At 43.1% G+C, this 20,690-nt stretch carries 19 protein-coding genes; 13 read left to right on the forward strand and 6 right to left on the reverse strand.

Annotated features, from left to right (window positions below; genetic code table 11):
* Window positions 1-2 precede the first annotated feature (2 nt).
* Genes ACFOEE_RS08435 through ACFOEE_RS08450 form a run of 4 tightly spaced genes read left to right on the forward strand, consistent with a single transcriptional unit; the run spans window position 3 to window position 2,897 of the window.
* Window positions 3-530: a MotA/TolQ/ExbB proton channel family protein gene (locus tag ACFOEE_RS08435; RefSeq protein ID WP_377123153.1), complete on the forward strand. Its 528-nt coding sequence runs from the start codon at window positions 3-5 to the stop codon at window positions 528-530.
* 23 nt (window positions 531-553) lie between these two features.
* Window positions 554-964 carry an ExbD/TolR family protein gene (locus ACFOEE_RS08440; RefSeq protein ID WP_377123155.1) on the forward strand — a complete coding sequence of 137 codons (411 nt, stop codon included), beginning with the start codon at window positions 554-556 and terminating at the stop codon, window positions 962-964.
* Window positions 965-974: 10 nt separating this feature from the next.
* On the forward strand, window positions 975-1,580 hold the full coding sequence (locus ACFOEE_RS08445; protein WP_377123157.1) for an energy transducer TonB: 606 nt from the start codon (window positions 975-977) through the stop codon (window positions 1,578-1,580).
* Between the two features lie 12 nt (window positions 1,581-1,592).
* Window positions 1,593-2,897, forward strand: a complete 1,305-nt coding sequence (locus ACFOEE_RS08450) for a tetratricopeptide repeat protein (protein ID WP_377123159.1) — start codon at window positions 1,593-1,595, stop codon at window positions 2,895-2,897.
* Between the two features lie 63 nt (window positions 2,898-2,960).
* Here ACFOEE_RS08450 and ACFOEE_RS08455 read toward each other — a convergent pair whose 3' ends face one another.
* The gene (locus tag ACFOEE_RS08455; RefSeq protein WP_377123161.1) at window positions 2,961-3,278 is read right to left on the reverse strand and encodes a hypothetical protein; all 318 of its coding nucleotides are present in this window, start codon (window positions 3,276-3,278) and stop codon (window positions 2,961-2,963) included.
* Between the two features lie 196 nt (window positions 3,279-3,474).
* Between ACFOEE_RS08455 and ACFOEE_RS08460 the strand changes: the two genes are divergently transcribed.
* From ACFOEE_RS08460 to ACFOEE_RS08475, 4 genes are all read left to right on the forward strand, one after another.
* Window positions 3,475-5,100 (forward strand): hypothetical protein, encoded by a 1,626-nt coding sequence (locus tag ACFOEE_RS08460; RefSeq protein WP_377123163.1) that lies wholly within the window; start codon window positions 3,475-3,477, stop codon window positions 5,098-5,100.
* A gap of 87 nt (window positions 5,101-5,187) precedes the next feature.
* The gene (locus ACFOEE_RS08465) at window positions 5,188-7,860 is read left to right on the forward strand and encodes a TonB-dependent receptor domain-containing protein (protein ID WP_377123165.1); all 2,673 of its coding nucleotides are present in this window, start codon (window positions 5,188-5,190) and stop codon (window positions 7,858-7,860) included.
* 249 nt (window positions 7,861-8,109) lie between these two features.
* Window positions 8,110-9,219, forward strand: a complete 1,110-nt coding sequence (gene asd, locus ACFOEE_RS08470) for an aspartate-semialdehyde dehydrogenase (RefSeq protein ID WP_377123167.1) — start codon at window positions 8,110-8,112, stop codon at window positions 9,217-9,219.
* A gap of 272 nt (window positions 9,220-9,491) precedes the next feature.
* Entirely contained in the window at window positions 9,492-10,004 is a 513-nt protein-coding gene (locus tag ACFOEE_RS08475) for a DUF4240 domain-containing protein (protein WP_377123169.1), read from the forward strand.
* A 452-nt stretch (window positions 10,005-10,456) separates the two neighbouring features.
* On the opposite strand, the gene ACFOEE_RS08480 is transcribed toward ACFOEE_RS08475, so the two are convergent.
* The 3 genes from ACFOEE_RS08480 to ACFOEE_RS08490 form a co-directional block, all read right to left on the reverse strand.
* On the reverse strand, window positions 10,457-10,963 hold the full coding sequence (locus ACFOEE_RS08480; RefSeq protein WP_377123171.1) for a hypothetical protein: 507 nt from the start codon (window positions 10,961-10,963) through the stop codon (window positions 10,457-10,459).
* Between the two features lie 306 nt (window positions 10,964-11,269).
* Window positions 11,270-11,425: a hypothetical protein gene (locus ACFOEE_RS08485; RefSeq protein WP_377123173.1), complete on the reverse strand. Its 156-nt coding sequence runs from the start codon at window positions 11,423-11,425 to the stop codon at window positions 11,270-11,272.
* Between the two features lie 17 nt (window positions 11,426-11,442).
* The gene (locus tag ACFOEE_RS08490) at window positions 11,443-12,318 is read right to left on the reverse strand and encodes an NAD-dependent epimerase/dehydratase family protein (protein WP_377123175.1); all 876 of its coding nucleotides are present in this window, start codon (window positions 12,316-12,318) and stop codon (window positions 11,443-11,445) included.
* A gap of 171 nt (window positions 12,319-12,489) precedes the next feature.
* Here ACFOEE_RS08490 and ACFOEE_RS08495 point away from each other — a divergent pair, with 171 nt between their 5' ends.
* Window positions 12,490-12,843, forward strand: coding sequence for a DUF3147 family protein (locus ACFOEE_RS08495; protein ID WP_377123177.1), 354 nt, complete (start codon window positions 12,490-12,492; stop codon window positions 12,841-12,843).
* Between the two features lie 94 nt (window positions 12,844-12,937).
* Here the strand turns inward: ACFOEE_RS08495 and ACFOEE_RS08500 are convergent, their stop codons facing one another.
* Window positions 12,938-15,058 carry a TonB-dependent siderophore receptor gene (locus ACFOEE_RS08500; protein WP_377123179.1) on the reverse strand — a complete coding sequence of 707 codons (2,121 nt, stop codon included), beginning with the start codon at window positions 15,056-15,058 and terminating at the stop codon, window positions 12,938-12,940.
* A gap of 344 nt (window positions 15,059-15,402) precedes the next feature.
* Between ACFOEE_RS08500 and ACFOEE_RS08505 the strand changes: the two genes are divergently transcribed.
* The gene (locus ACFOEE_RS08505) at window positions 15,403-16,548 is read left to right on the forward strand and encodes a PepSY-associated TM helix domain-containing protein (RefSeq protein WP_377123181.1); all 1,146 of its coding nucleotides are present in this window, start codon (window positions 15,403-15,405) and stop codon (window positions 16,546-16,548) included.
* Window positions 16,548-17,015, forward strand: coding sequence for a hypothetical protein (locus tag ACFOEE_RS08510; protein WP_377123183.1), 468 nt, complete (start codon window positions 16,548-16,550; stop codon window positions 17,013-17,015). Before ACFOEE_RS08505 ends, ACFOEE_RS08510 begins: the two co-directional genes overlap by 1 nt.
* 10 nt (window positions 17,016-17,025) lie before the next feature.
* Here the strand turns inward: ACFOEE_RS08510 and ACFOEE_RS08515 are convergent, their stop codons facing one another.
* A complete protein-coding gene (locus ACFOEE_RS08515) occupies window positions 17,026-18,336 on the reverse strand; it encodes an alpha/beta hydrolase-fold protein (protein ID WP_377123185.1) in 1,311 nt (436 codons plus the stop codon).
* A 118-nt stretch (window positions 18,337-18,454) separates the two neighbouring features.
* Between ACFOEE_RS08515 and ACFOEE_RS08520 the strand changes: the two genes are divergently transcribed.
* Window positions 18,455-19,363 (forward strand): DUF808 domain-containing protein, encoded by a 909-nt coding sequence (locus tag ACFOEE_RS08520; RefSeq protein WP_377123187.1) that lies wholly within the window; start codon window positions 18,455-18,457, stop codon window positions 19,361-19,363.
* Window positions 19,364-19,462: 99 nt separating this feature from the next.
* Window positions 19,463-20,677, forward strand: coding sequence for a tyrosine-type recombinase/integrase (locus tag ACFOEE_RS08525; RefSeq protein ID WP_377123189.1), 1,215 nt, complete (start codon window positions 19,463-19,465; stop codon window positions 20,675-20,677).
* Window positions 20,678-20,690 lie beyond the last annotated feature (13 nt).

The following is a 20,690-nucleotide window of genomic DNA, read 5'->3' on the forward strand; positions in this document are numbered from 1 at the left end:
TCGTGGTTCTATTGATTGAAGCAATCAATGCACTGCGGGAGTTCTTAGACACAGGTGGTCAGGTTCTTCTGGCCATCGGTCTGTTGATATTTGTGATGTGGTTATTGATCTTAGAGCGCTTTATGTATGTGTTTGGTGGCTACCGCGCTTATCGTAAAGACCTTACCGCAGCTTGGTTCAACCGTGCGGAGCGCAACAGTTGGAACGCAGAACAAATTCGTCAGGCGATGATCTCCCGTGCGGGTATGCAGTTAAATCAAAACCTGTCTTACATCAATGTCATGGTTGCACTGTGCCCATTGTTAGGATTGCTTGGTACGGTGACTGGGATGATTGAGGTGTTCGACGTTATGGCCATTACAGGTAGTGGTAGTGCTCGCTCCATGGCATCAGGGGTGTCTAAAGCCACTATCCCAACCATGGCAGGTATGGTTGGCGCACTTTCTGGTGTATTTGCAGCAACATTTTTACAGCGCAAAGCCAAACGTGAAGTTGAACTACTTGAAGATAAATTATTGCTCGACCACTAGGCTTGGTCGATGAGGAAACAATCATGAGAGCACCTTTAGCTAAAGTTTTCCAAGAAGAAGAAACCGAAGAAATTAACATGACGCCTATGTTGGACGTGGTATTTATCATGTTGATCTTCTTTATCGTTACCGCCTCATTTGTAAAAGAAGCAGGTATTGATGTAAACCGCCCAGAAGCCGCTACTGCGGTGAAAAAAGACCGCGCCAACATCCTAGTTGCGATTTCAGAAAAAGGTGAAGTGTGGATCAACAAGCGCCAAGTGGATATTCGTGCGGTGCAAGCCAATATCGAACGTTTGAAAGCCGAAAATCCGCAGGGCAGCGTGGTTATTCAGGCAGATAAAAAAGCCACCACAGACACCTTAATTAAAGTCATGGATGCAGCGCGTGCCGCGGGCGCCTATGACGTATCTATCGCCGCTCAGGAAGCATAAAGAGGAAGTCATGCGTTATCTAGTTGCTCTAGTTATCGCTGGTTTAGTTACTTTCTTCCTATTTTTAGGAATGCAGGCACTTATCACCGGTGGTGAGGGTGCCACAACTGAACCGGCCAAAGGCAAAGTGCTTGATTTTGTCCGTTTGAAGAAAGAAGAAACGGTACAAAAGAAAGAGCGAAAGCCAGAAAAGCCACCAACGCCGAAAGAGCCGCCACCACCGATGGACTCACCCGCGCCGCAAAGCGATAGTTTAGCTGCAATGGGCAATGGTTTTGATTTTTCAGCCAATGTGGATGCAGATGTCAATCTCAGTGGAGGTTTGGCATTAGAATCAAGCGATGGTGAATATTTGCCTATCGTGAAAGTAGCACCTGTGTACCCACGTCGTGCGTTATCTCGTGGTATCGAAGGTTTTGTTATCGTTGAATTTATCGTGACAAAGCAAGGCACAGTGCGCGACCCAATCGTTGTTGAAGCGCAACCAGAAGAGATTTTCAACCAAGCCGCTATGGATGCCGCGTTGAAATTCAAATATAAGCCACGCGTTGTAAATGGCGAGGCAGTTGAAGTGGCTGGTGTGCAAAACAAAATTTCCTTCCAGATCGACGGTTAACCGGGGGAAGCTATGAATAAAGTAATTAAAGTCAGTATTTATGCCGCAGCGTTTGCATCCATGCTCGCGCTACCCAGTTTGGTCAGTATTTTACCGGGTGTAGAATTTGGCAAAGCGCATGCTGAAACCAAAACTAAGCGTGTTCCTGCGCTTCGAGAAAAGGTTTACAGCCAATTAGCAAGAGCACAAAAGCTGGCGGACGACGGTGATATCGTTGGTGGTTTGGCTGCGCTTGATACAGTTAAAGGACGTATGAATAGTATGAACGCCTATGAAGTGGCGATGATGTACAACTTCTATGGCTTTATTTATTACAACCAAAATCAGTTAGATAAGGCGATAGCGTCGTTTGAGCAAGTGATAGCGCAAGATGCAATTCCTGAATCTTTGGCACTGACGACCACCTTTAGCTTAGCGCAGCTGGCGATGGCAAATGAGCAGTACAATAAAGTCATCGACTACCTAAAGCAATGGGATGCAATTAATACCCAGCCTAAGTCTGATAACTACTTTGTATTGAAGTCGCAAGCCTATTACCAGATGAAAGACTACAAAAATGCGCTTGAAAACATCAATGTCGCGATTGGTCTGACAGAAGCGAAGAATGAAGTGCCAAACGAAAACTGGTTGGTACTACAACGTGCGCTGTACTATTCCATGAACCAACCAAAAGATGTGGTTAAAGTATTGGAAAAAATGGTTAAGCTCTACAACAAGCCGATGTATTGGGTACAGTTAGGTGGGATGTATGGCGAAATTGGTGAAGAGAAAAAGCAGCTCGCCATTTTGGAATCGGCTTATCAGCAAGGTTTTATCCAATCAAAATCTGACTACCAGCAACTATCGCAAGCCTACTTAATGAGTGGTGTGCCTTATAAAGCGGCGGCACTTTATGCCAAAGGCTTGCAGGCTAATGTGGTCGAAAACAACGCCAAAAATAATGCGTTTGTGGCAGAAGCTTTTGCGCAAGCTAAAGAATATGGCAAAGCGACTAATTACTTTATTGCTGCGGCAAAAGCCAGTGAGCACGGTAAATATGATCAGCGTTTAGCTGAAATCTATATCACCTTAGAGAAATTCGAAGAAGCTGCGGACGCGGTACGCGCGGCTTTAAATAAAGGTGGCTTAGATTCTGAAGCAAATGCTTATGTCGCATTAGGTATGGCGCAGTTTAGTTTACAAAATTTTGATGCTTCAATATTGGCATTTGAACAAGCAGAAAAACATGTTCGTTCACAAAAATTAGCCCAGCAATGGATTAAGTATGTGAAGAATGAAAAGCTACATTCTGAAACGTTAAAAACAGCACTTTTGTAAAGTGTTTAAATATCGCAACCACCAAAAGCCACCCTAGGGTGGCTTTTTATCGTGCGTGAAAGCTTAATTAGTTACACGGATGATTTCATAAAGTGGGAATAAAGACTCTGTTGCATCATGGCATTTATTTGAGCCCTCACCATTATCAGAGGTGTAAACCACTTTTTTATTATTTTGCATTGCGTAGTACATAATGCCTAGATACTCATAAAAATCTTTATGAGTAGGCTCTAATTCAATTGTTTCATGGCGTTCTGGGTAAATCCAAACGTTACCATCAGATTGCATATCAATTGATTTTATGTAGTCCGTACATGTGACAAGTTGAGCATTAGCAACGCCACTTACCAAAGCAAATGATAATAAGAGTGTCTTTTTCATTAATATTTTCCTTTTAATGTTGTGTTGCCAAATTGGCTGCACAATATTGGCACTGAATTGTTAATGAAATATTTATTCAATATATGGTTGTGTTGTAATTTAACTTTAGTGAAATTGTAACCAAATTGTCATGACTTAACTTTAATGTGTAACCAGCTTTTTATACGCTTAATAATAGAATTATTTGGAGAATAGGATGAAACTTTCTGGGTTGTTTAAAGTAAGCTTAGTAACGACTGCATTATTGCTTGCTGGTTGTGGTGGTGACATTAATGTGACGCCTACAGTTAATGACAACAGCACTACTACTGATAACAGTGTTAATAACTCAAATAATACTTCTAACAATGGTGGTGATCAGACTGCAGAAGTTAAATGTGCAAGCTATACTAGCGACGCAGGTTCAGTTGAAGGCGTTTTTGACGGCAAAGATTGTTTGTATAATGACTCTTTTGCTAGTAAGAATATTTCGATCACGAGCAATATTACTTTTGAAGAATTACCGAACGGTGGTGTTCACTTATTTGCTGATGCACTAATGATTGGTGCTGATGGCGATACTACTCAAGGTTTTGAAGTACCAGCACAAGGTGCAACGATGACGGTTAAGCCAGGTGCAACTCTTGCATTCAGCTCTGGTGAAGCGATAATTCGTATTGCTCGTGGTTCAAAAATTCAAGCAGTAGGTACAGCTGCTAAGCCTATCACCTTTACTTCTTCTAAAGCTTTCGCTCGTTTTGATGATGAAGGTAAAGGTCCCCTTTACGCAGATTGGGGTGGTATCATCATCAATGGTAAAGGTATTACAGATCAGTGTACTGACGCACAACGTGCGGCTGCAACTTGTAATGTTCCTTCAGAAGGTATTACAAGCTACTTCGGTGGTAAAGACAATGCAGACTCAAGCGGCAGCATTAAATACGCAAAAATTTGGTATGCAGGTTCAGGCCCTCGTGTAGGTGGGGAAGGTGATGACCTTAACTCACTAACATTAAACGCGGTTGGCTCAGGTTCTAGTTTCGATTACATCCACATTCATCAAGGCTTTGATGATGGCATTGAGATTTTCGGTGGTGCAACGACGCTAAAACACATTGTAGTCACAGACACGCAAGATGACTCTTTCGATTTTGATGCGGGCTGGCAAGGCAAAGCACAATTCTTATTCATTAAACACGGTACCGTAACCACTCGTGAAGGTGAAACTGTGTACATGGGTAATGGTGGTTTTGAAGCCGATGGTGTTAAAGGTGCCTCTACACCAGAAGTTGCGCCTTCTAACCCAACAATTGCAAACGTTACTGTTATTACTACAGATGGTTTATCAGTACGTGATACAGACCCATCAACTGGCTTCAAGTTTGATGATGAGTTTAACGCTCATTTCTACAACGTATTAGTGTTGAAACCAGCAGCTACACAAACATCTTGTGTACACTTCTCAAGCGATGGTGAGAAGCAAGCGGACAAAATCGTATTTAACAACTCTGTTATGGCGTGTGCTAAAGAGTTTGATGATGCAGATGGCACGTTCAACAGTGGTAAAGAACCATCCTCTCTAACTGGTGTAGCAAAGACCGCATGGTTCGACAATAGCGGTGCTAACGCACGTGTTGGCGAAAATGCCGTATTACTAGCAGACAACGGTTTCGCGACTGCAACAGGCTCTGCCGACCTAACTGTTACTGCTAACAACCTAAGCTCGCTAGATAGCTCATTCTTCGACAGCGTTAACTATGTTGGTGCGGTATCTGATCAAGATACTAGCTCAAACTGGTATAAGTGGGTCGAAACTGCTCTAACTGCAGCGTCTCAAGACTAATTAGATAACCATTTCACTGGTTTGAAGGCGCCAGCCTAGTAAGGCTTTCAAGGCGCCTTGTTTTTTAATAGGCATTGGGTTGAAAAAATGGTTAGTAATTACAGATTTGATAAATTGCATCTTGCAATCTATTTAGCTCTTGCTGCTTCTACAACTTATGTTCAAGCCGCAGAACAGCAGGAAATTGAGGAAGTTGTAGCTGTTGGTAGCCGCTTACAGGGTAGCGCCGCTGCAGTTATTGAAGAGCGAAAAAGCCAAGCATTCGTTGCAGATATCTTAGGTTCTGAACAACTGTCAAGAACTGGTGATAGTGATGCCGCTTCAGCTTTAAAACGTGTAACAGGTCTCACATTAGTTGATGGAAAATTCATTTACGTGCGCGGATTAGGTGAGCGTTATTCTAGTGCTCGCTTAAATGGTGCTTACATTCCTAGTCCTGATTTAACACGCAATGTTGTGCCGTTGGATATTTTCCCTGCTAGCATTATCGAAAGTATGGCGGTACAAAAAGCATATTCGCCAAATATGCCTGCTGCATTTGGTGGCGGTAATATTGACATTCGCACTAAAAGCGTTCCTGCAGAGTTTACGGCTGGTTTGGAACTCAGTGCAGGTAAAAACTCCGAGGCTAGTGATGGTTATACCTTCAGTGGCAGTACGGCTAGTATTCCGAAGGCTCTGAGCGAAGCGATAGTTAAATACCGTGGTGATTTTTCTCTTGGTAATATTATTAAAAAAGATGGCCTGACTGATAATGAAAATGGTACTCGTTCTGAGCAAGCTATCGCTATCAACCAATCGCTATTAAGAGAGCTTCCTAGAGATTTTGGAGTTAAAAAGGACAGCCTTGACCCAAACCTAGGCGCGAAATTCCATATTGGGAATAGTTTCTCTGAGGACTATCTAGGCGGTGAAATTGGCTTCCTATTCACAGCCGCTATCGATAAAGAAAATAAATTTGAGCATCGAGATACTGGCGTTATTGCCCAGGGTGCTGAAAAAGGGTGTGCCACCACGCTACAAACTCCAGAAGATGTTTCAGCTTCATGTTTTAACACCTTTAAGTCGTCTGATGTGACTACTGAAAATGAGCGTTACAACGGAACATTTAACGTCGGTTATAAGATTGACGGTCACAAATTGTCAGCGATGAAACTTTACTTAGTTGATGAAGAAACAGAAAGCGAGCTTGCGACCTTACAGAGCCCAGCTGGTAGTACTGTTTTCACTATCGTTAACGATGGAAGAGCGAATCGCACACACAAATTTGATTACGAGAAACGCAAGCTAGATGTTAGCCAATTTACTGGTCAGCATACCTTTATGGATTATTGGGGAATCGGTTTTGATTGGCAATACAGCGAATCGGAAGCGACTACAGAGATCCCCGCAAGCGTTAAATATAACTTCAGAGACAATTACGAAGGCGGCGTATACAAAAACTCCCAAATCACAGGTGATGACAACCGAGTATTCTTTTCATACACAGATATGGAAGATCATGTTAAATCTGCCACAGGTAATCTATCGCTACCACTTAGCTTTGATGGTGTTGAACTTGAGCTAAAAGGTGGTTATGACTTCTCTGACCGCGCTCGTGTTTATACGACGAGTGCGTTTGCCGTAAACAATGGCACAGGTCTTGCGCTTGAAGTAGCGAGCGATCCGTTAAAAACCAGTGGTTACTTGACGGATGAGTTCCTTGCTGGCCAACGTATTCTGCTTTCATTCAACGAACCGACTGCACCAGATGCGGATGATTATATCGCTGCACAAAAAATTGATGCTGGTTATTTTCAGTTTGATGCGTTATTCAATAACGTATTCCGTGTCAGTGGTGGTCTTCGTTACGAAGAGTTTAAACAGACATCAATCGGTACTTCGAGTCTAATCTTCACGCGTGAAGATCTTGAGATCTTCTACAGTGAAGAGAAGATAAAGGGTGGTAGTATTGTCGAAGATGACATCTACCCAGCTTTATCTTTGACCTATTTGCCAAATGAACAACATCAAGTTCGTTTAGGTTATGGTGAAACAATTGTAAGACCTGACCTTCGTGAAGTTGTACCTGTTGCTTATTTTGATCCATTAACTGATATTCGTACATTTGGCTCTGTGGGCTTAAAGAGCAGCCCAATTAAGAACTATGATCTTCGCTACGAATATTATGGCGAATCAGGCAATTCAGTTTCTGTCGGTGCGTTCTACAAAGACATTAAGTCTCCGATTGAAACTGTGTTAAGAATTGGTGATGAGGATTATTCAGCGTCTTTTGTTAACGGTGAAACAGCTAAAGTTTATGGTATTGAGGCTGAGTGGCTACAAGATCTTGATTGGCTAGCTACGGGCTTTTTTACAAGCGGTAACGTGACCCTGAGTGATTCTGAAGCGTCGATAGATCCTGCCTATGCGGGTAACTTGACTAACCCAACCAAGCGTATGACTGGACATTCAAAATACGTTGTGAACCTGCAGCTAAACTATGATTCTGCTGATGGTCAGCATAGCGGCAGTTTAGTCTACAACGTCTTCGGTGAACGTATCCTCGCTGCAGGTTTATCTGGCACTGCTGATGCTTACGAGCAACCGTTCCACTCGCTTGACATGGTTTATACTTGGTATCCAGACTTTAACTCTAAAGTAAAATTCAAAATAAAGAATTTACTTAATGAATCTCAAGAAGTTACACAATCTGAGGTGGCCGTTCGTAGCAAAGATGTAGGGATTAACTTTGGTCTTAGCTATAGTTATGAGTTTTAAGCTTGTTGGTGTAGATTTTTGTCTATGCTAGAATAACAGAGTTCCTATTGGCGAATTTCGCCGTTTGAACAAACCTTTACATGTTGTATCCAAACCCCGCTCTGCGGGGTTTTTTGTGCCTACTTGAAAAAAACTTATATATAACGAATACGTCTGGTAGCGATCATAGAGCAATGTTATGTTTAGCTCCTCACAATTAAAACTCGCGCAATAAATCATTAGTTTTAATTTTTCTTAAGGTAAATAAACATGAATAAAGTAGGACTTGTAGGCTGGCGTGGTATGGTTGGCTCTGTGTTAATGGAGCGTATGCAACAAGAGGGCGATTTTGCCAAGATTAAGTCAACCTTCTTTACCACCTCACAAGCAGGTCAGTTAGGTCCTGATTTTGCGGGGGAAGCAACTCCACTCCTGAATGCCTACGATATCGCTGCATTACAAGGTATGGATATTATTATCACCTGTCAGGGCGGTGATTACACCAAAGAGGTGTATCCAAAGCTGCGCGAAAGCGGTTGGAATGGCTATTGGATTGATGCAGCATCGGCACTGAGAATGGAAAGCGATAGCATCATAGTGTTAGATCCAGTCAATAAAGACGTGATTGAGCAAGGGCTAGAGCAGGGCGTTAAGACCTTTGTAGGTGGTAACTGCACTGTATCTTTGATGCTACTGGCATTAGGTGGTCTATTTGAGCGCGATTTAATTGAATGGGTTAGCCCTATGACCTATCAAGCAGCCAGCGGCGCCGGTGCTAAGAATATGCGCGAACTAATTAGCCAAATGGGCGCTATCCACGCTGAAGTGGCTGACTTATTAGCTGATCCTGCAAGTGCAATTTTAGAAATTGATAAGCTGGTGGCGGATAAGCTCAAATCGGATTCGCTACCAAAAGACCAATTTGGTGTACCGTTAGCGGGCAGTCTGATCCCTTGGATTGACGTACCAACGCCATCAGGCCAAAGTAAAGAAGAATGGAAAGCGGGTGTTGAAGCTAACAAGATTTTAGGCTCAAGCAAAAACCCAGTGCCAATCGACGGTTTATGTGTGCGTATCGGCGCAATGCGTTGCCACTCGCAAGCACTCACCATCAAGCTTAAGCAAGATTTGAGCGTGACTGAAATTGAAGAGATTTTGGCATCGCACAACGAGTGGGTAAAAGTGGTGCCAAACGACCGCACCATTACTGCAGAAGAACTGACTCCAGTGAAAGTCACCGGTACGTTAACGATTCCTGTTGGCCGTATTCGTAAACTGGCAATGGGCCCTGAGTATATTTCAGCCTTTACTGTCGGTGACCAATTACTATGGGGCGCTGCCGAGCCACTACGTCGTATGCTGCGTATCATTACAGGCTAATCCGAAATAAAAGCTAACAGCGGGGCACAAAGCCCCGTTTTTAAGGTGTAGGCGTGACTTTATGTCGCGCTCATCTTAGAAAGCGCAACAACCAGATAACGCTAAGAGTAGAAGAATCGCTTACAGCGGCAACTGCAAAGGCCTTTTCCTTTAGAAGGCGAATATTTACGGTACAGAGATAACTTTTGACTCAGTCTGCTCATCGTCAAACTTTATGCCGCTGAATTGATTATGCTAAAATAACGTTTTGAGTCCTTAACACAAGCACAATCATGGAAATATCGCAGTTCTGGCAAATAGTCACATTATCCGATTTAGACCTATCAAACTCAGCCAATGAGCAGTTAAAAACCCGTTTGGAGGCGCTTAACGATTCAGCGCTGGCAGAGTTTGACGCGCTTTACACTAAGCAACTACGCGGATTATGGCACTGGGATATTTGGGCTGCGGCGTATGTATTGTGTGGTTGTAATACCGAGTATGACTTTTTAGATTTCTGCAATTGGCTCATTAGCCAAGGCGAAACCGTTGTTGCTTTAGCAAAATCCCAACCAGACGAATTGGCCGACTACCAAGCCATGCCCATTAAAGATGGTTTACCATACCCATATTGTGATGAGCTCGATTTGGTCGCCGGTTTACTGTATGAATCGCGTAATGGCGACGAACTGCCATACCACAGCGTAGTAAACTTTGCGCCACAAGGTAAAAAGTTCAAAGACAAACCAAAACAACTCAAACTCGACTTCCCAAAACTCTACGCCAAATATTGGCAACAGCATTAATTGCTAACACAGCTCAAAGCCATCGCGGAGCGGTGGCTTTTGGGTTGGTAACGTTCATGAGGAAGAGCATATACATGCAGATATATAACAACCTATAAATTACGTTATGTTAAATTGATGATTTGATGATGTTCCGTTCTGCTGATTATGGCTTGCAACTCAGTTTTAAAATCTTTAGGAATTAGTCAAGGTATCAGAGCTAATCAAAGTTATGGTTGGGAACTATTCCAATGAGTGATCGCTTTAGATTTCGCGATATTATGTTGAATTATGAAGCTGTTGAAAAGGACAAAGCAGCGTGATTTTAGCCCTAACGGGGCGTTTTTTGTTTGAATATAGACAACCTTAACAATCTGTAAAGTGCCAAAAGCGGGTCTTCAACGCCCGCATTTGCGGCTGGCTTGGAGCGCAGCGGAAAAACAGTCCGACAACATGCGCTTGTTGTAAATTTGTTACAACTGCGGCCTTTTCTTCACTTTTGCATCACTGGTAATTTGGCTGCTCGAAAACGACAAGCCACGGATATCAGGTTCATCGAAAACGATAACATGCCATGAAGCCAGACCATCGTCTTCACCTTGAAGGTAAGTCCGAATTTCCTTCAAGAGAAGGCGAACATCTTTTGCGCCTTGCTTATGAGCTAAAGAATTGGACAAATCTTCAGCCAGCTCTTTTGGAAGCCAAAGATAGGCTTGGAAAGACAGCCGGTTCAGTTGGTGATAATCATGGGAGCCGTTTTTCTTTATCCATTCGGCTAGTAGTTCTGCTACAATCTCACCTTTGAGTCGTACTTCTCGCTGGCTCTCTATTTCCAACATCCTTAGATCATATTCATGTTTGATGGAAGCCTTTAATCTTTCAACAATCCATGAACGGAAGATGTAGCCCACAAAAGCCAAAATACCAACAGTGGATATTGAGCTTACTACGCTCAATAAAAATGGGCTTAAATACTCCAAACTATCTCTCCGAATTTATAACAATCTTAATCTACGAGCGATTCGGTCATTTTTCTGCCGTGAACCGTCTCGAGTTTCTATCATATTGGATAACTTATTGCTACAAATAGCTTTATGCCTTCAAAGCTAAAATTGCTTGAGGATAAAAACGACCAAATCGCTCGTTTTCCTAACTATACAGGAAACTTGCAAATGGATAGCCGATAAGGGAAAAGGTCAAGCGTCTGCAAATCGCTCACAATAGACTGCCATGAATATCAGGATAGTTTCAGATTTAAAAAGTTACAAATAGTAACGTTGAAGCTCTTAATTAAGGGCTTTATCCAACGCTTTTACCAGTTCATCATCCTGCTTGTTGGTTGATTTGGCTGCTAAGTGTTTGGCGGTGGCCAAACACACGCGCTTAACAAGCACTTCTGTTTCAAGCTTAGTGAGTAGGTAATTGCAGATTGTTGCTAACATACTTTCGCCGCTACTAACTATCTAATCACAGGCAAAACTTCCGGAATATTTTCATCTAACATCTTTAGCACCGCGTCAAAGCCGTGCTTTGGTTGCCAGTTTAATTGTTGTTGTGCGCGGCTTGAGTCGTATACGCGGTCCAAACGGGTTGGTAATGGCCAATTACGTGCGGCAAATGCGTGGCAAAGGTTGGGTGCGTATTGTTGCAGCAACTTATCTGCTTGGTGATATAAATCGGTGCAATGCTCTTGGGAAAATGGGGTTTTGCCAGAAATAATAAACCGGTTAAAGCCAGTAAGTTGCGCTTGAATAGCACAGGCGTGGGCGCTTGCGACATCACGTACATCTATGCCTCTGGTCAGGCGATAAACGGCCATTAGATCAGCTCGCTCTGGAAAGCAGCGTGACATTTGCAGTACCGTAACTGGCATGGCGGTTTGGCGTGAAAACGCTAAAAGTGCATGTTCAGCGTCGATTTTTGTGCGGTGGTAGATGGTTTTTGGTTGAGGCGTAACGGTTTCGTTTATCCACCCAGCGCAATTGCTTGGTGTCGAGGCATGACCGTATAAGGCGGTGGTGCTGGTAAAAATAAACTGTTTTACACCCGCTTGCTTGGCAAGTTTTACTAAGTTAAGCGTTGCAGTGAGATTAATATCAATAAACGCTTGTTCGCTTACAAGGCCAACATGTGGGGCATGTAAAGCAGCGGTATGTACCACTACATCAACACCTTGTAGCGCTTTTGCCACTAGCTGCTCATCGCGAATATCGCCGATTATATCTGTGGTTGAGCAAGGGGTTGTATCTAAGCCGGTGACTAGGTGTTCGCGCATTAAATAAATGTAGATTGCGCGCCCCACTCGACCTGCGCTGCCCGTTATAAGGATATGCAAAGTTTTTATCCGCCTAGTTTTTTACTGCCATATTATCATTCGCCTACTAAGTTGGCCTAGCCATCTAACGCATGGCTGTGGTTTGTACCTGTGGTGACTGGCGAATAGTGTTTTGTGCAATCGTTAAGTTAAGTGATAATCTTGTAAATATAACACTAAGGGGATAAGCAATTGGCGTGGATTTTAACTAAATATCTGATCACCGCTGCGATTATTGTAGCGGTGTCGGAGCTTGCCAAACGCAGCGATAAATTGGGTGCATTGTTAGTAGCGCTACCTATGGTGACGATTTTGGCGATGATTTGGCTTTATGTTGAGCAACAACCTAATGAAAAAATTGCCAACCATGCGTGGTATACATTTTGGTATGTGGTGCCAACGCTACCGATGTTTTTATTGTTTCCAATGCTGATCAATAAGTTTGGCTTTTGGCCTGCCTTAGGGTTAAGTGCAGTGGTCACAGTTGGATGCTTTTGGCTATTTGCTTGGGTAGTTAAAATGTTTGGCATAGATTTGCTGCCTTAACAGCCAATTGTTTTTGACAATTTTAAGCCAAAAAGGCGCCAGATTTGGCGCCTTTTCAATGAGTTAGCGATTAACTTAGTACAACTACATAAGCTTAGAAACGATAGTTTAAGCTTAAAGAGTAATTTCTTGGTGCACCGTAGCGGTACTGGTCAAAAAATCCTATCTGGCTGTAGTATTTCTCATTACCTAGGTTATCAAGGTTGAGTTGCACTTTGATATTGCTGGTAACCTCGTAACTTGCCATTAAGTTGATGACTGCGTAAGCATCTTGCACAATCGGGTCGATATTAGTAGCTGAATAGGTATCGTTTTGCCAGTTAACCCCGCCGCCCAAGGTCAGCTCAGGCAGTAAATCAATGAATTGATAGGTGGTAAATAGCTTGAGCTGTTTACGCGGGTTGTCGGTATTGATCTCTTTGCCTGCGGCATCTTGCGCTTTGAATTGTGAATAGCCGAGGTGAATGTTCCAGCCATCGACAGGTTGACCAACCACTTCAAATTCAAAGCCTTTACTGTTTGCGCCTTCTGCCGCAAGTTGGGCAATGGTATTAACTGTACCAGGTACAATAAAACCGACATCGTCTTGGGCTAGGTTGTCTTGTTGAATTTCAAAGAGAGCAAAAGTGGTATGTAATCTATCGTCTAAATAGCTACTCTTTAGGCCGATTTCATAAGACTTACCTTTAATCGGCGCAAGGAATTTACCATTTCTATCTTGAGCATTTTGTGGCTGGAAGATTTCAGTGTAGCTTGCGTAAACGCGGTGCTGTTCAGTAAGGTCGTAGAGCGCGCCGGCGTATGGAATAAATACGCCGTTATCACCAAAGTCAGTGGTTACGTCATAGCTGACGCCTTCACGTTGCCAACTGGCTATGCGACCGCCGGCAATGAGTTTAAAACTGTCGGTTAGGTTTAAGCGCGTAGCAGCGTAAAAGCCTTTTTGCTCAGTATCCATATCTTGCGCTACTGTGCTTTCGTTGCTCCAATCTGGCTCTGGGAACACACCATTCCATTCATAAAAGTTGCCCACAGGTAAAAAGGCGTTAGTGAGTGGCGCAAATGTTTTGGTGTCAGCAGATTGTTCGCTATACAGCGCGCCAACCACAAAGTCATGCTCACGCTCTAGCAGGCTGTATTGGCCTTTTAATTGGATATCAAAACTATCTTGCTGGCTTTTACCGCTACTTTTATATGGCCATGACGAAAGCCCTTCGCCGCTTGTTTTATCCACTGTACCAAAAAGGTACAGTAATTCGGTGTCTTGCTCGTAGGTGAGTTTGTTGTAATTGGCAACTAACATCCAGCCGTTGCCAAAGGTATGGTTAATATTGGCAAAAAAGTTAGTGCCAGTGGTTTCCCACTGCGTCCAATTCGCGGCGGTGGTTTTTTCTACCGGCCAATCTGTTTTGCTACCATCCGAGAAAAAGGTTGGCAACGCACCCCAAGTAGGGCTGGTTGGTTGGTTGTTTTGGTAACTCGCCCCTACACGCAATAAGGTTTGAGGAGATAAGTCTTTCTCTGCCACCACATAAAGTACGCTGCTTTTATCTGATAACAAATCTGTGTAGGAGTTGCTTTGTTCATGCTTTACCACCACACGGCCACGTAAGCTGCCATCCGCAGATAGCGCATTGGCAACATCTGCGGTAATTTGGCGGTCATTCCAACTGCCAATCGCAAGATCAACAAAACCAGTAAGCTCAGTGCTGTCAGCATGTTTGCGCACTAAGTTGATAGAGGCAGATGGGTCGCCCGCACCAGTCAATAAACCAGTGGCGCCACGCACAAACTCAACGCGCTCGTAAATCGCCACATCGGCAATGGTTTCGCCAGAATCGCCTGCCAAACTCCAAGAAAGTGGTACGCCATCAATTTGATAGTTGTTGATATCAAAGCCGCGTGATTGCAAGGTGTTACGAACGTTATCTATCTCTTTAGTTGAAACCCCAACTGCATTGAGTACAGCATCAACCAAAGTATCAAGTGCTTGATCTTGAATGCGTTTTTCTGTTAATACACTGACTGACTGCGGGGTTTCGCGCAGTGTTAAGCCAAGTCCCGTTGCCGTATCTATTACCTCATTAACCGTGTACTTACCTGTAACAGTGATTTTTTCAATGTCTTGATTGGTTTCGGCAAAGCTTGAAGCGCAAAAACTTGCAAGTGCTGTGATAACAGCGGTAGAGACTAAATTTGGAAGCGCATTTTTCATTATGTTTAGTAAGTTTGATGCAAAGAATGAAACAATGCTATTGTAAATAGTAATGATTAGCAATAGCAAAGCGATGAAAGTAGCAGGAATTTTTGGAATGTTCTTATTTTAATTCCGACAGTGTATCAAACATTTACTATGTTGAGACTGGTTGGTCTAGGAGAAGTTATTCCACTTTCCTGATGATTTTATATGTATTTATCGATGTTTTAAGTCAACTCACCGTAAAGATAAATGATAACTATTGCTATTATCTGACTTTGGATTTTATAATTGTTAGCTTATTGATAAAACAACTCAAACCGTTCCAGTTTGGTTATAACAAAAAATGCAGAGTGCGATTGATGGCAAAAAAATTGACAAATAAGTTCTGGTTCAAATTACACGGCTGGTGTTTTTTACCAATTTGGCTGCTGTTTTGTGTGATTTGCTTAACAGGTACTATCGCTGTTATCAGCCACGAACTAACTTGGTTAACCAACCCTGCTGCTCGAGCGGTGAACCCTGAACAGTTACCGGAGCGCTCTGCGGGTGAGTTGTTGCGTTTATTTCAAGAGCAACATCCAAGTGCGGATGTGATGGGGCTGAATTTACGCGAGCCTTATCTCACCCATGTAGTGATGTTTACCGATAGCGATAAACCTTATGCACTTGCCTATCTCAACCAATACACAGGTGAAGTGCAGGAAGTGAATAATGGTGTCACGTTTATCAATTTTATGCGTTACCTCCATGGTTGGCTGCTATTCCCGTGGCAAGAAGGTTATAGCGTGGGCTATTACTTAGTGTCTGCAATGTCGATTTTATTGTTGGGCGCTTTGATCACAGGTTTAATTGTCTACAAAAAGTTTTGGAAAGCCTTATTTAATCCTAAACTTCGTACCCACCAAGGGCCACGTACATTCGCTGCTGATTTTCATAAACTCAGCGGTGTTTGGTCAATTTGGTTTATGGCGGTTATGTCGCTGACTGGCGGTTGGTATTTAGCGCAAGGCATAATGTGGCACAGTGGTTATGAACTTGAGCCTCATACCGTATTGGCTGCAGATGAAATGCCAACCGCGCCCATTGACAGTAACAGCAATTACCTGACTATTGACCAAACATTACAAGCACTTGAGCCAATATTTCCAGAGCTGAGGCCGAGCTATATTATGATGCCTGAACACAATCGCGATACGCTTAAGATCAGCGCGTCAGACGGTTATGTGCTCTACGACGATTACAGCATCAATGTCGCGGTTAACCCTGTTACCCAACACATTGTTGCGCAAAGCTCCCCGAACGACATGAACCTAGTGCAAACTTTATTGCATATTGCCGACCCACTCCATTACGGCACTTGGGGCGGCCTTTGGAGCAAGCTAGTATGGTTTTTGTTTGGTGCTATTCTAACTTCGATGTCTATTACTGGGTTTATTATGTATTCAATTCGCAATAAGAGGATGCAGCAAACCGGGCTTAGTGAAACCTTAGTAGGAGCTAACTAGTGAATACATTCAAGCGTTTGTTTGATCGTTACAAATATTGGCTCAATGCATTTTTACTGGTGCTGCCAGCTTGGTATTTTTACCAAACATTAAATCCCAAGTTCCCGGAAGCGTTGACTGCGCAAACTATAGGTGAGTTTACTATTGTCCCTATGCCGCTTGATGAAAGAGCACCATATCGACATGATGGTTTGTACGTGAAAGATTTTTTGTTTATGTTCAACCAAGGCGAGGTAGACAACATTCGTCAAGCCTATGTAAACATTGGTGCGCAAGCATTATCGTTGAATGAATTTCGCAGTTATGAACTGGGGATTTTGCACGGTACAAAACATGGTCAGCACGTTCACGCCTTGACTAGCCAAACTTTCAATAGTGAAGATAAAATTTGGCTCACTATAGAAACTTGGAACGGCGAGGTGTTACAAACAGCATGGCCGCTCCCTACGCAATTCCTAGAAAGTTAGCCTATATCGGTTATTGTATTGAATTGCCGCTTAGCTGAATTTCAAGTTCAGCGGCATACAATCTATTTGGATCTAAATCAGATTTTGCCCACTTAAGCAGTGTGGCTTTGCTTGGCTCAAGCTGTTTTGAAAATAGTGTCTTGCCGTTTTCTGTTACTGTAATGGGTTTGGTAAAATCAAACAGTGAAGGCGACAATAACAAAATCACCTCAGTTGCTTGTGAAGCTTGTAATGTCACGTGATTGTCGGTTTGTTTCGCATAGACTATAACGCTCGGTGCAGAGTCTCGTTTTAGCCCATTAGGGATATTTGCCAAATGGGTTGCTCCTGAAAAGTTAACAATCAGCCAGCTGTGGCGGTTGTAAAGGGAATTGCTTTCAACTTGTAGTTTGACGTCCTGAGAAAGTGGCGGTCGTTGTTGGGACTTCAAGAACTCTGCCATTTGTTGCCAGTTTTCGCGGACGGTGTGCAGCGAATGCCCGCCTGGCACCGCTGCGAACTCAAAGCCATCACCAAACTGTTGCAAATAATCAATAAACTTTCCTACTTGTTCTGCGGGGTATAACTTGTCTTGCTCGCCATTGATGATCAACCAAGGCAAGTTAGCAAGATTTAGTTCAAATACATTGCCCTGCATTTGATTGCGTGGTGCAGCAAGTACTGTTGGGCTGCCAATAAATGGGCCCACTGCGGCAAATTGGTCCGCAAGGTGAGACGCTAAATAATAGCTGCCTGAGCCGCCATCGGAGATCCCGCTTAAATATATTTTATTAGTATCTACCGCGTAACTTTGTTTAACAAGCTTAAGTAGCTCGCGTATATTTTCAAGCTGTGCAAAGTGCCACCAAGGTTTATCGCGCCAAGCTGAGGGGTACAATATAATTGCCTGATCAGCAAATTCGTTAGGCAAATCAATCCACCATTGCTGTGAGTTTTGCCAAGCTGGGCGGTCTATACCGCCGTGTAAAAAAACCAATAATGGATAAGTCTTAGATGGCTGATAATCATGGGGTAAGCGAATTGAATAACGAAATCGCACATTCTGTTTGGACTTGTAACTTTGTTTTATAAAGCGCGGAAGGCTGTTGTTGGTTGCAAAATGAGGCCCTTGGCTCAGTAGTGCAAACAACTCGTTGAAGTGCGTGGCGCGAATAAAGTCATGATGTACAACCTTTAAGTCTGCCAGGGAGATAGTAGACTGGAAGACATCTTGTCGTAACTTAATTGCCTCGGCAGTGTTGTTTGCCCAAGCTACAGCAGTTAGCACACATAGCCCAGTAGATAGGAGTAGGCGCATCGGCAATAAGTATCGCAATTGCATTGTTCGCTCCAAGTTGGTAGCAATATCAATAACCCAGCATAAATGTATGTGAATTCATAGTAATTGCAAGCTTGATGGGCTAGAGTGGTTTAATCGCTTTTCAAGGACAATAAAACAAATGGCTGGTACTTCATTTTTTGCGCTTCTTGACGATATTGTATTCTTAACCAAAGTCGCAGCGAGTAAAACTGCGCCAGTATTAGGGGACGATTTAGCGGTAAACGCGCAAAGTTTGTCCGGTGATATTCGCCCAGAGCGAGAGCTACCTGTAGTCTATGCGGTTGCAAAAGGCTCGTTACTCAATAAAGCTGTGATAGTGCCGGTGGCTTTGCTACTCAGCTATTTTATGCCATTTCTTATCACGCCGCTTTTGATGCTCGGTGGGGCATTTCTCTGTTATGAAGGCGTGGAAAAGTTACTGCATTATCGTCAAAGCGAAGATGACAGTCATCAAACACAGCTTATTGATGCGGTTCAAGGGGAGCCTGCGCAACTATTAGCATTTGAGCAAACCAAGATCCGCGCGGCTATTAAAATGGACGCCGTATTAAGCGCAGAAATTATTGTCATTGCGCTAGGAGCAATTCAGTCGGAAGCGTTTACCAAGCAAATAGCGGTACTGAGCTTAATCGCGGTGTTAATGACGGTTGGAGTTTATGGTTTGGTTGCGCTTATTGTGAAATTGGATGATATGGCTCTGGCGATTATCCGTAACCAACAAGCAAAAGCTAAGGTTGGAATGCGCTTAAAGTTTGGCCAAACCTTACTTGTTGGCTCTCAATATCTGCTGACGTCGTTATCTTTTATCGGTATGCTGGCGTGTTTGCTCATTGGCGGGGAAATTTTCTCTCATGGCATTGTGCCGCTACATCATTCCGCAGAAACGGTTGTAAGTTTAATCAGCCAAGATCAAAGCTGGCTTGAGTTGCCTTTGCAGTTAGTTACAAACTTCATTATTGGTGTTGTGGTTGGTGGAGTGGTATTAGCTGCAATTAAGCTCTATCAATTATTAAGTAAATCCAACTAGCCACACTTTTACAAAAGCTTTGCTTTACAATGTCCAATACTAGACAGTATCGGACATAATCACTAAAATAACAGCACACTCATTTTGCTTTGAGATTGTATGCAGCTCACTCCATTGGTAGACACCTTAAAACAACTTCGCTATCAAATTGCGCATCTCGAAGATGCGACTTTGGCGTCTGAATACCCTGAACTCGCCTCATTTATTGATAAAGTAAATGAAGAGATCCCAAACGCTGAACAAGAGTTGCTGTTTCTCTACCAGTTTCTGTATGTTTATGGGCGTAAGTCAGAAGGTACTTTTAACCGATTTCGCAATGAGTTGGAACGCTTTTATCTTTGGGCATGGCTGATTAATGGCCAAGCAGTGCTGGAGTTAAAGCGCGAAGATATCGAAGCCTATGTTGATTTTATGCTTGAACCCAAATCTGATTGGTGTTCTGATTCGGTCCAATGGCGTTACAAAGAGCATTTGAGTATTCGTCAGGTTAATCCGCTATGGCGCCCTTTTATCGCTAAAGATCATCAAGTTAGCCAACAAACTTTGGCTGCGATGTTTACTGCGTTAAATGTATTTTACAAATTTGCTATCTTAGAAGAAAAAACCTCTGCCAACTTTGTACCAGTAGTAAAAAAGAACTCACCATATCTTGTGGTGCAATCACAGATTAACATGCCAGATACGTTGAGTAACTTGCAATGGGAATATGTTTTTGGCGTGACTCGAGACTTGTGTGAACAAAGGCCAGAGCTTGAGCGGAATCTATTCACCCTTGCCTGCTTAAAAGGATTGTATCTGCGTATCTCAGAATTATCAGAGCGGCCGCAGTGGTCACCGGTGATGAGCCATTTCTGGCAAGATGCAGACGGTTTTTGGTTTTTCCGAGTGATGGGAAAGGGTAACAAACTTAGGGATGTTACGATAAGTGAAGACTTCCTTACTTATCTAAAACGATACCGTTTATATCGTGGCTTGACTGCCCTCCCCCGCGTTGATGAGCCCTTCCCTGTTATTCATAAGATCCGTGGTAAAGGAGGCATGACGGTAAGGCAACTTCGTAGGCTAGTACAAGAAAGTTTTGATCTTGCGCGTGATTCGCTATTACGTGATGGTTTTACTGATGAAGCTGAGCAATTAGAAGCGGCTACTGCGCACTGGCTTCGTCATACCGGTGCAACTCATGACGCGCAAGTACGACCTCTAAAGCATTTATCTGAAGATTTAGGCCACGCTAAAATAGCCACAACGGATCAAATTTATATTCAAACTAATATTAAGGAACGCGCAAAGTCTGGTTTGAAGCGGAAGATTTAATTCAATAAGTTGA

Source organism: Pseudoalteromonas fenneropenaei, from assembly GCF_042643375.1.
GTDB classification, from domain to species: domain Bacteria; phylum Pseudomonadota; class Gammaproteobacteria; order Enterobacterales; family Alteromonadaceae; genus Pseudoalteromonas; species Pseudoalteromonas fenneropenaei.

Bases quoted from the DNA above. Each gene is read 5' to 3' on its own strand.
- ACFOEE_RS08440 (WP_377123155.1), top strand. From the start codon at position 554: ATGAGAGCACCTTTAGCTAAAGTTTTCCAAGAAGAAGAAACCGAAGAA.
- ACFOEE_RS08445 (WP_377123157.1), top strand. From the start codon at position 975: ATGCGTTATCTAGTTGCTCTAGTTATCGCTGGTTTAGTTACTTTCTTC.
- ACFOEE_RS08450 (WP_377123159.1), top strand. From the start codon at position 1,593: ATGAATAAAGTAATTAAAGTCAGTATTTATGCCGCAGCGTTTGCATCC.
- ACFOEE_RS08455 (WP_377123161.1), bottom strand. From the start codon at position 3,278: ATGAAAAAGACACTCTTATTATCATTTGCTTTGGTAAGTGGCGTTGCT.
- ACFOEE_RS08460 (WP_377123163.1), top strand. From the start codon at position 3,475: ATGAAACTTTCTGGGTTGTTTAAAGTAAGCTTAGTAACGACTGCATTA.
- ACFOEE_RS08465 (WP_377123165.1), top strand. From the start codon at position 5,188: ATGGTTAGTAATTACAGATTTGATAAATTGCATCTTGCAATCTATTTA.
- asd (WP_377123167.1), top strand. From the start codon at position 8,110: ATGAATAAAGTAGGACTTGTAGGCTGGCGTGGTATGGTTGGCTCTGTG.
- ACFOEE_RS08475 (WP_377123169.1), top strand. From the start codon at position 9,492: ATGGAAATATCGCAGTTCTGGCAAATAGTCACATTATCCGATTTAGAC.
- ACFOEE_RS08485 (WP_377123173.1), bottom strand. From the start codon at position 11,425: ATGTTAGCAACAATCTGCAATTACCTACTCACTAAGCTTGAAACAGAA.
- ACFOEE_RS08500 (WP_377123179.1), bottom strand. From the start codon at position 15,058: ATGAAAAATGCGCTTCCAAATTTAGTCTCTACCGCTGTTATCACAGCA.
- ACFOEE_RS08505 (WP_377123181.1), top strand. From the start codon at position 15,403: ATGGCAAAAAAATTGACAAATAAGTTCTGGTTCAAATTACACGGCTGG.
- ACFOEE_RS08515 (WP_377123185.1), bottom strand. From the start codon at position 18,336: ATGCAATTGCGATACTTATTGCCGATGCGCCTACTCCTATCTACTGGG.
- ACFOEE_RS08520 (WP_377123187.1), top strand. From the start codon at position 18,455: ATGGCTGGTACTTCATTTTTTGCGCTTCTTGACGATATTGTATTCTTA.
- ACFOEE_RS08525 (WP_377123189.1), top strand. From the start codon at position 19,463: ATGCAGCTCACTCCATTGGTAGACACCTTAAAACAACTTCGCTATCAA.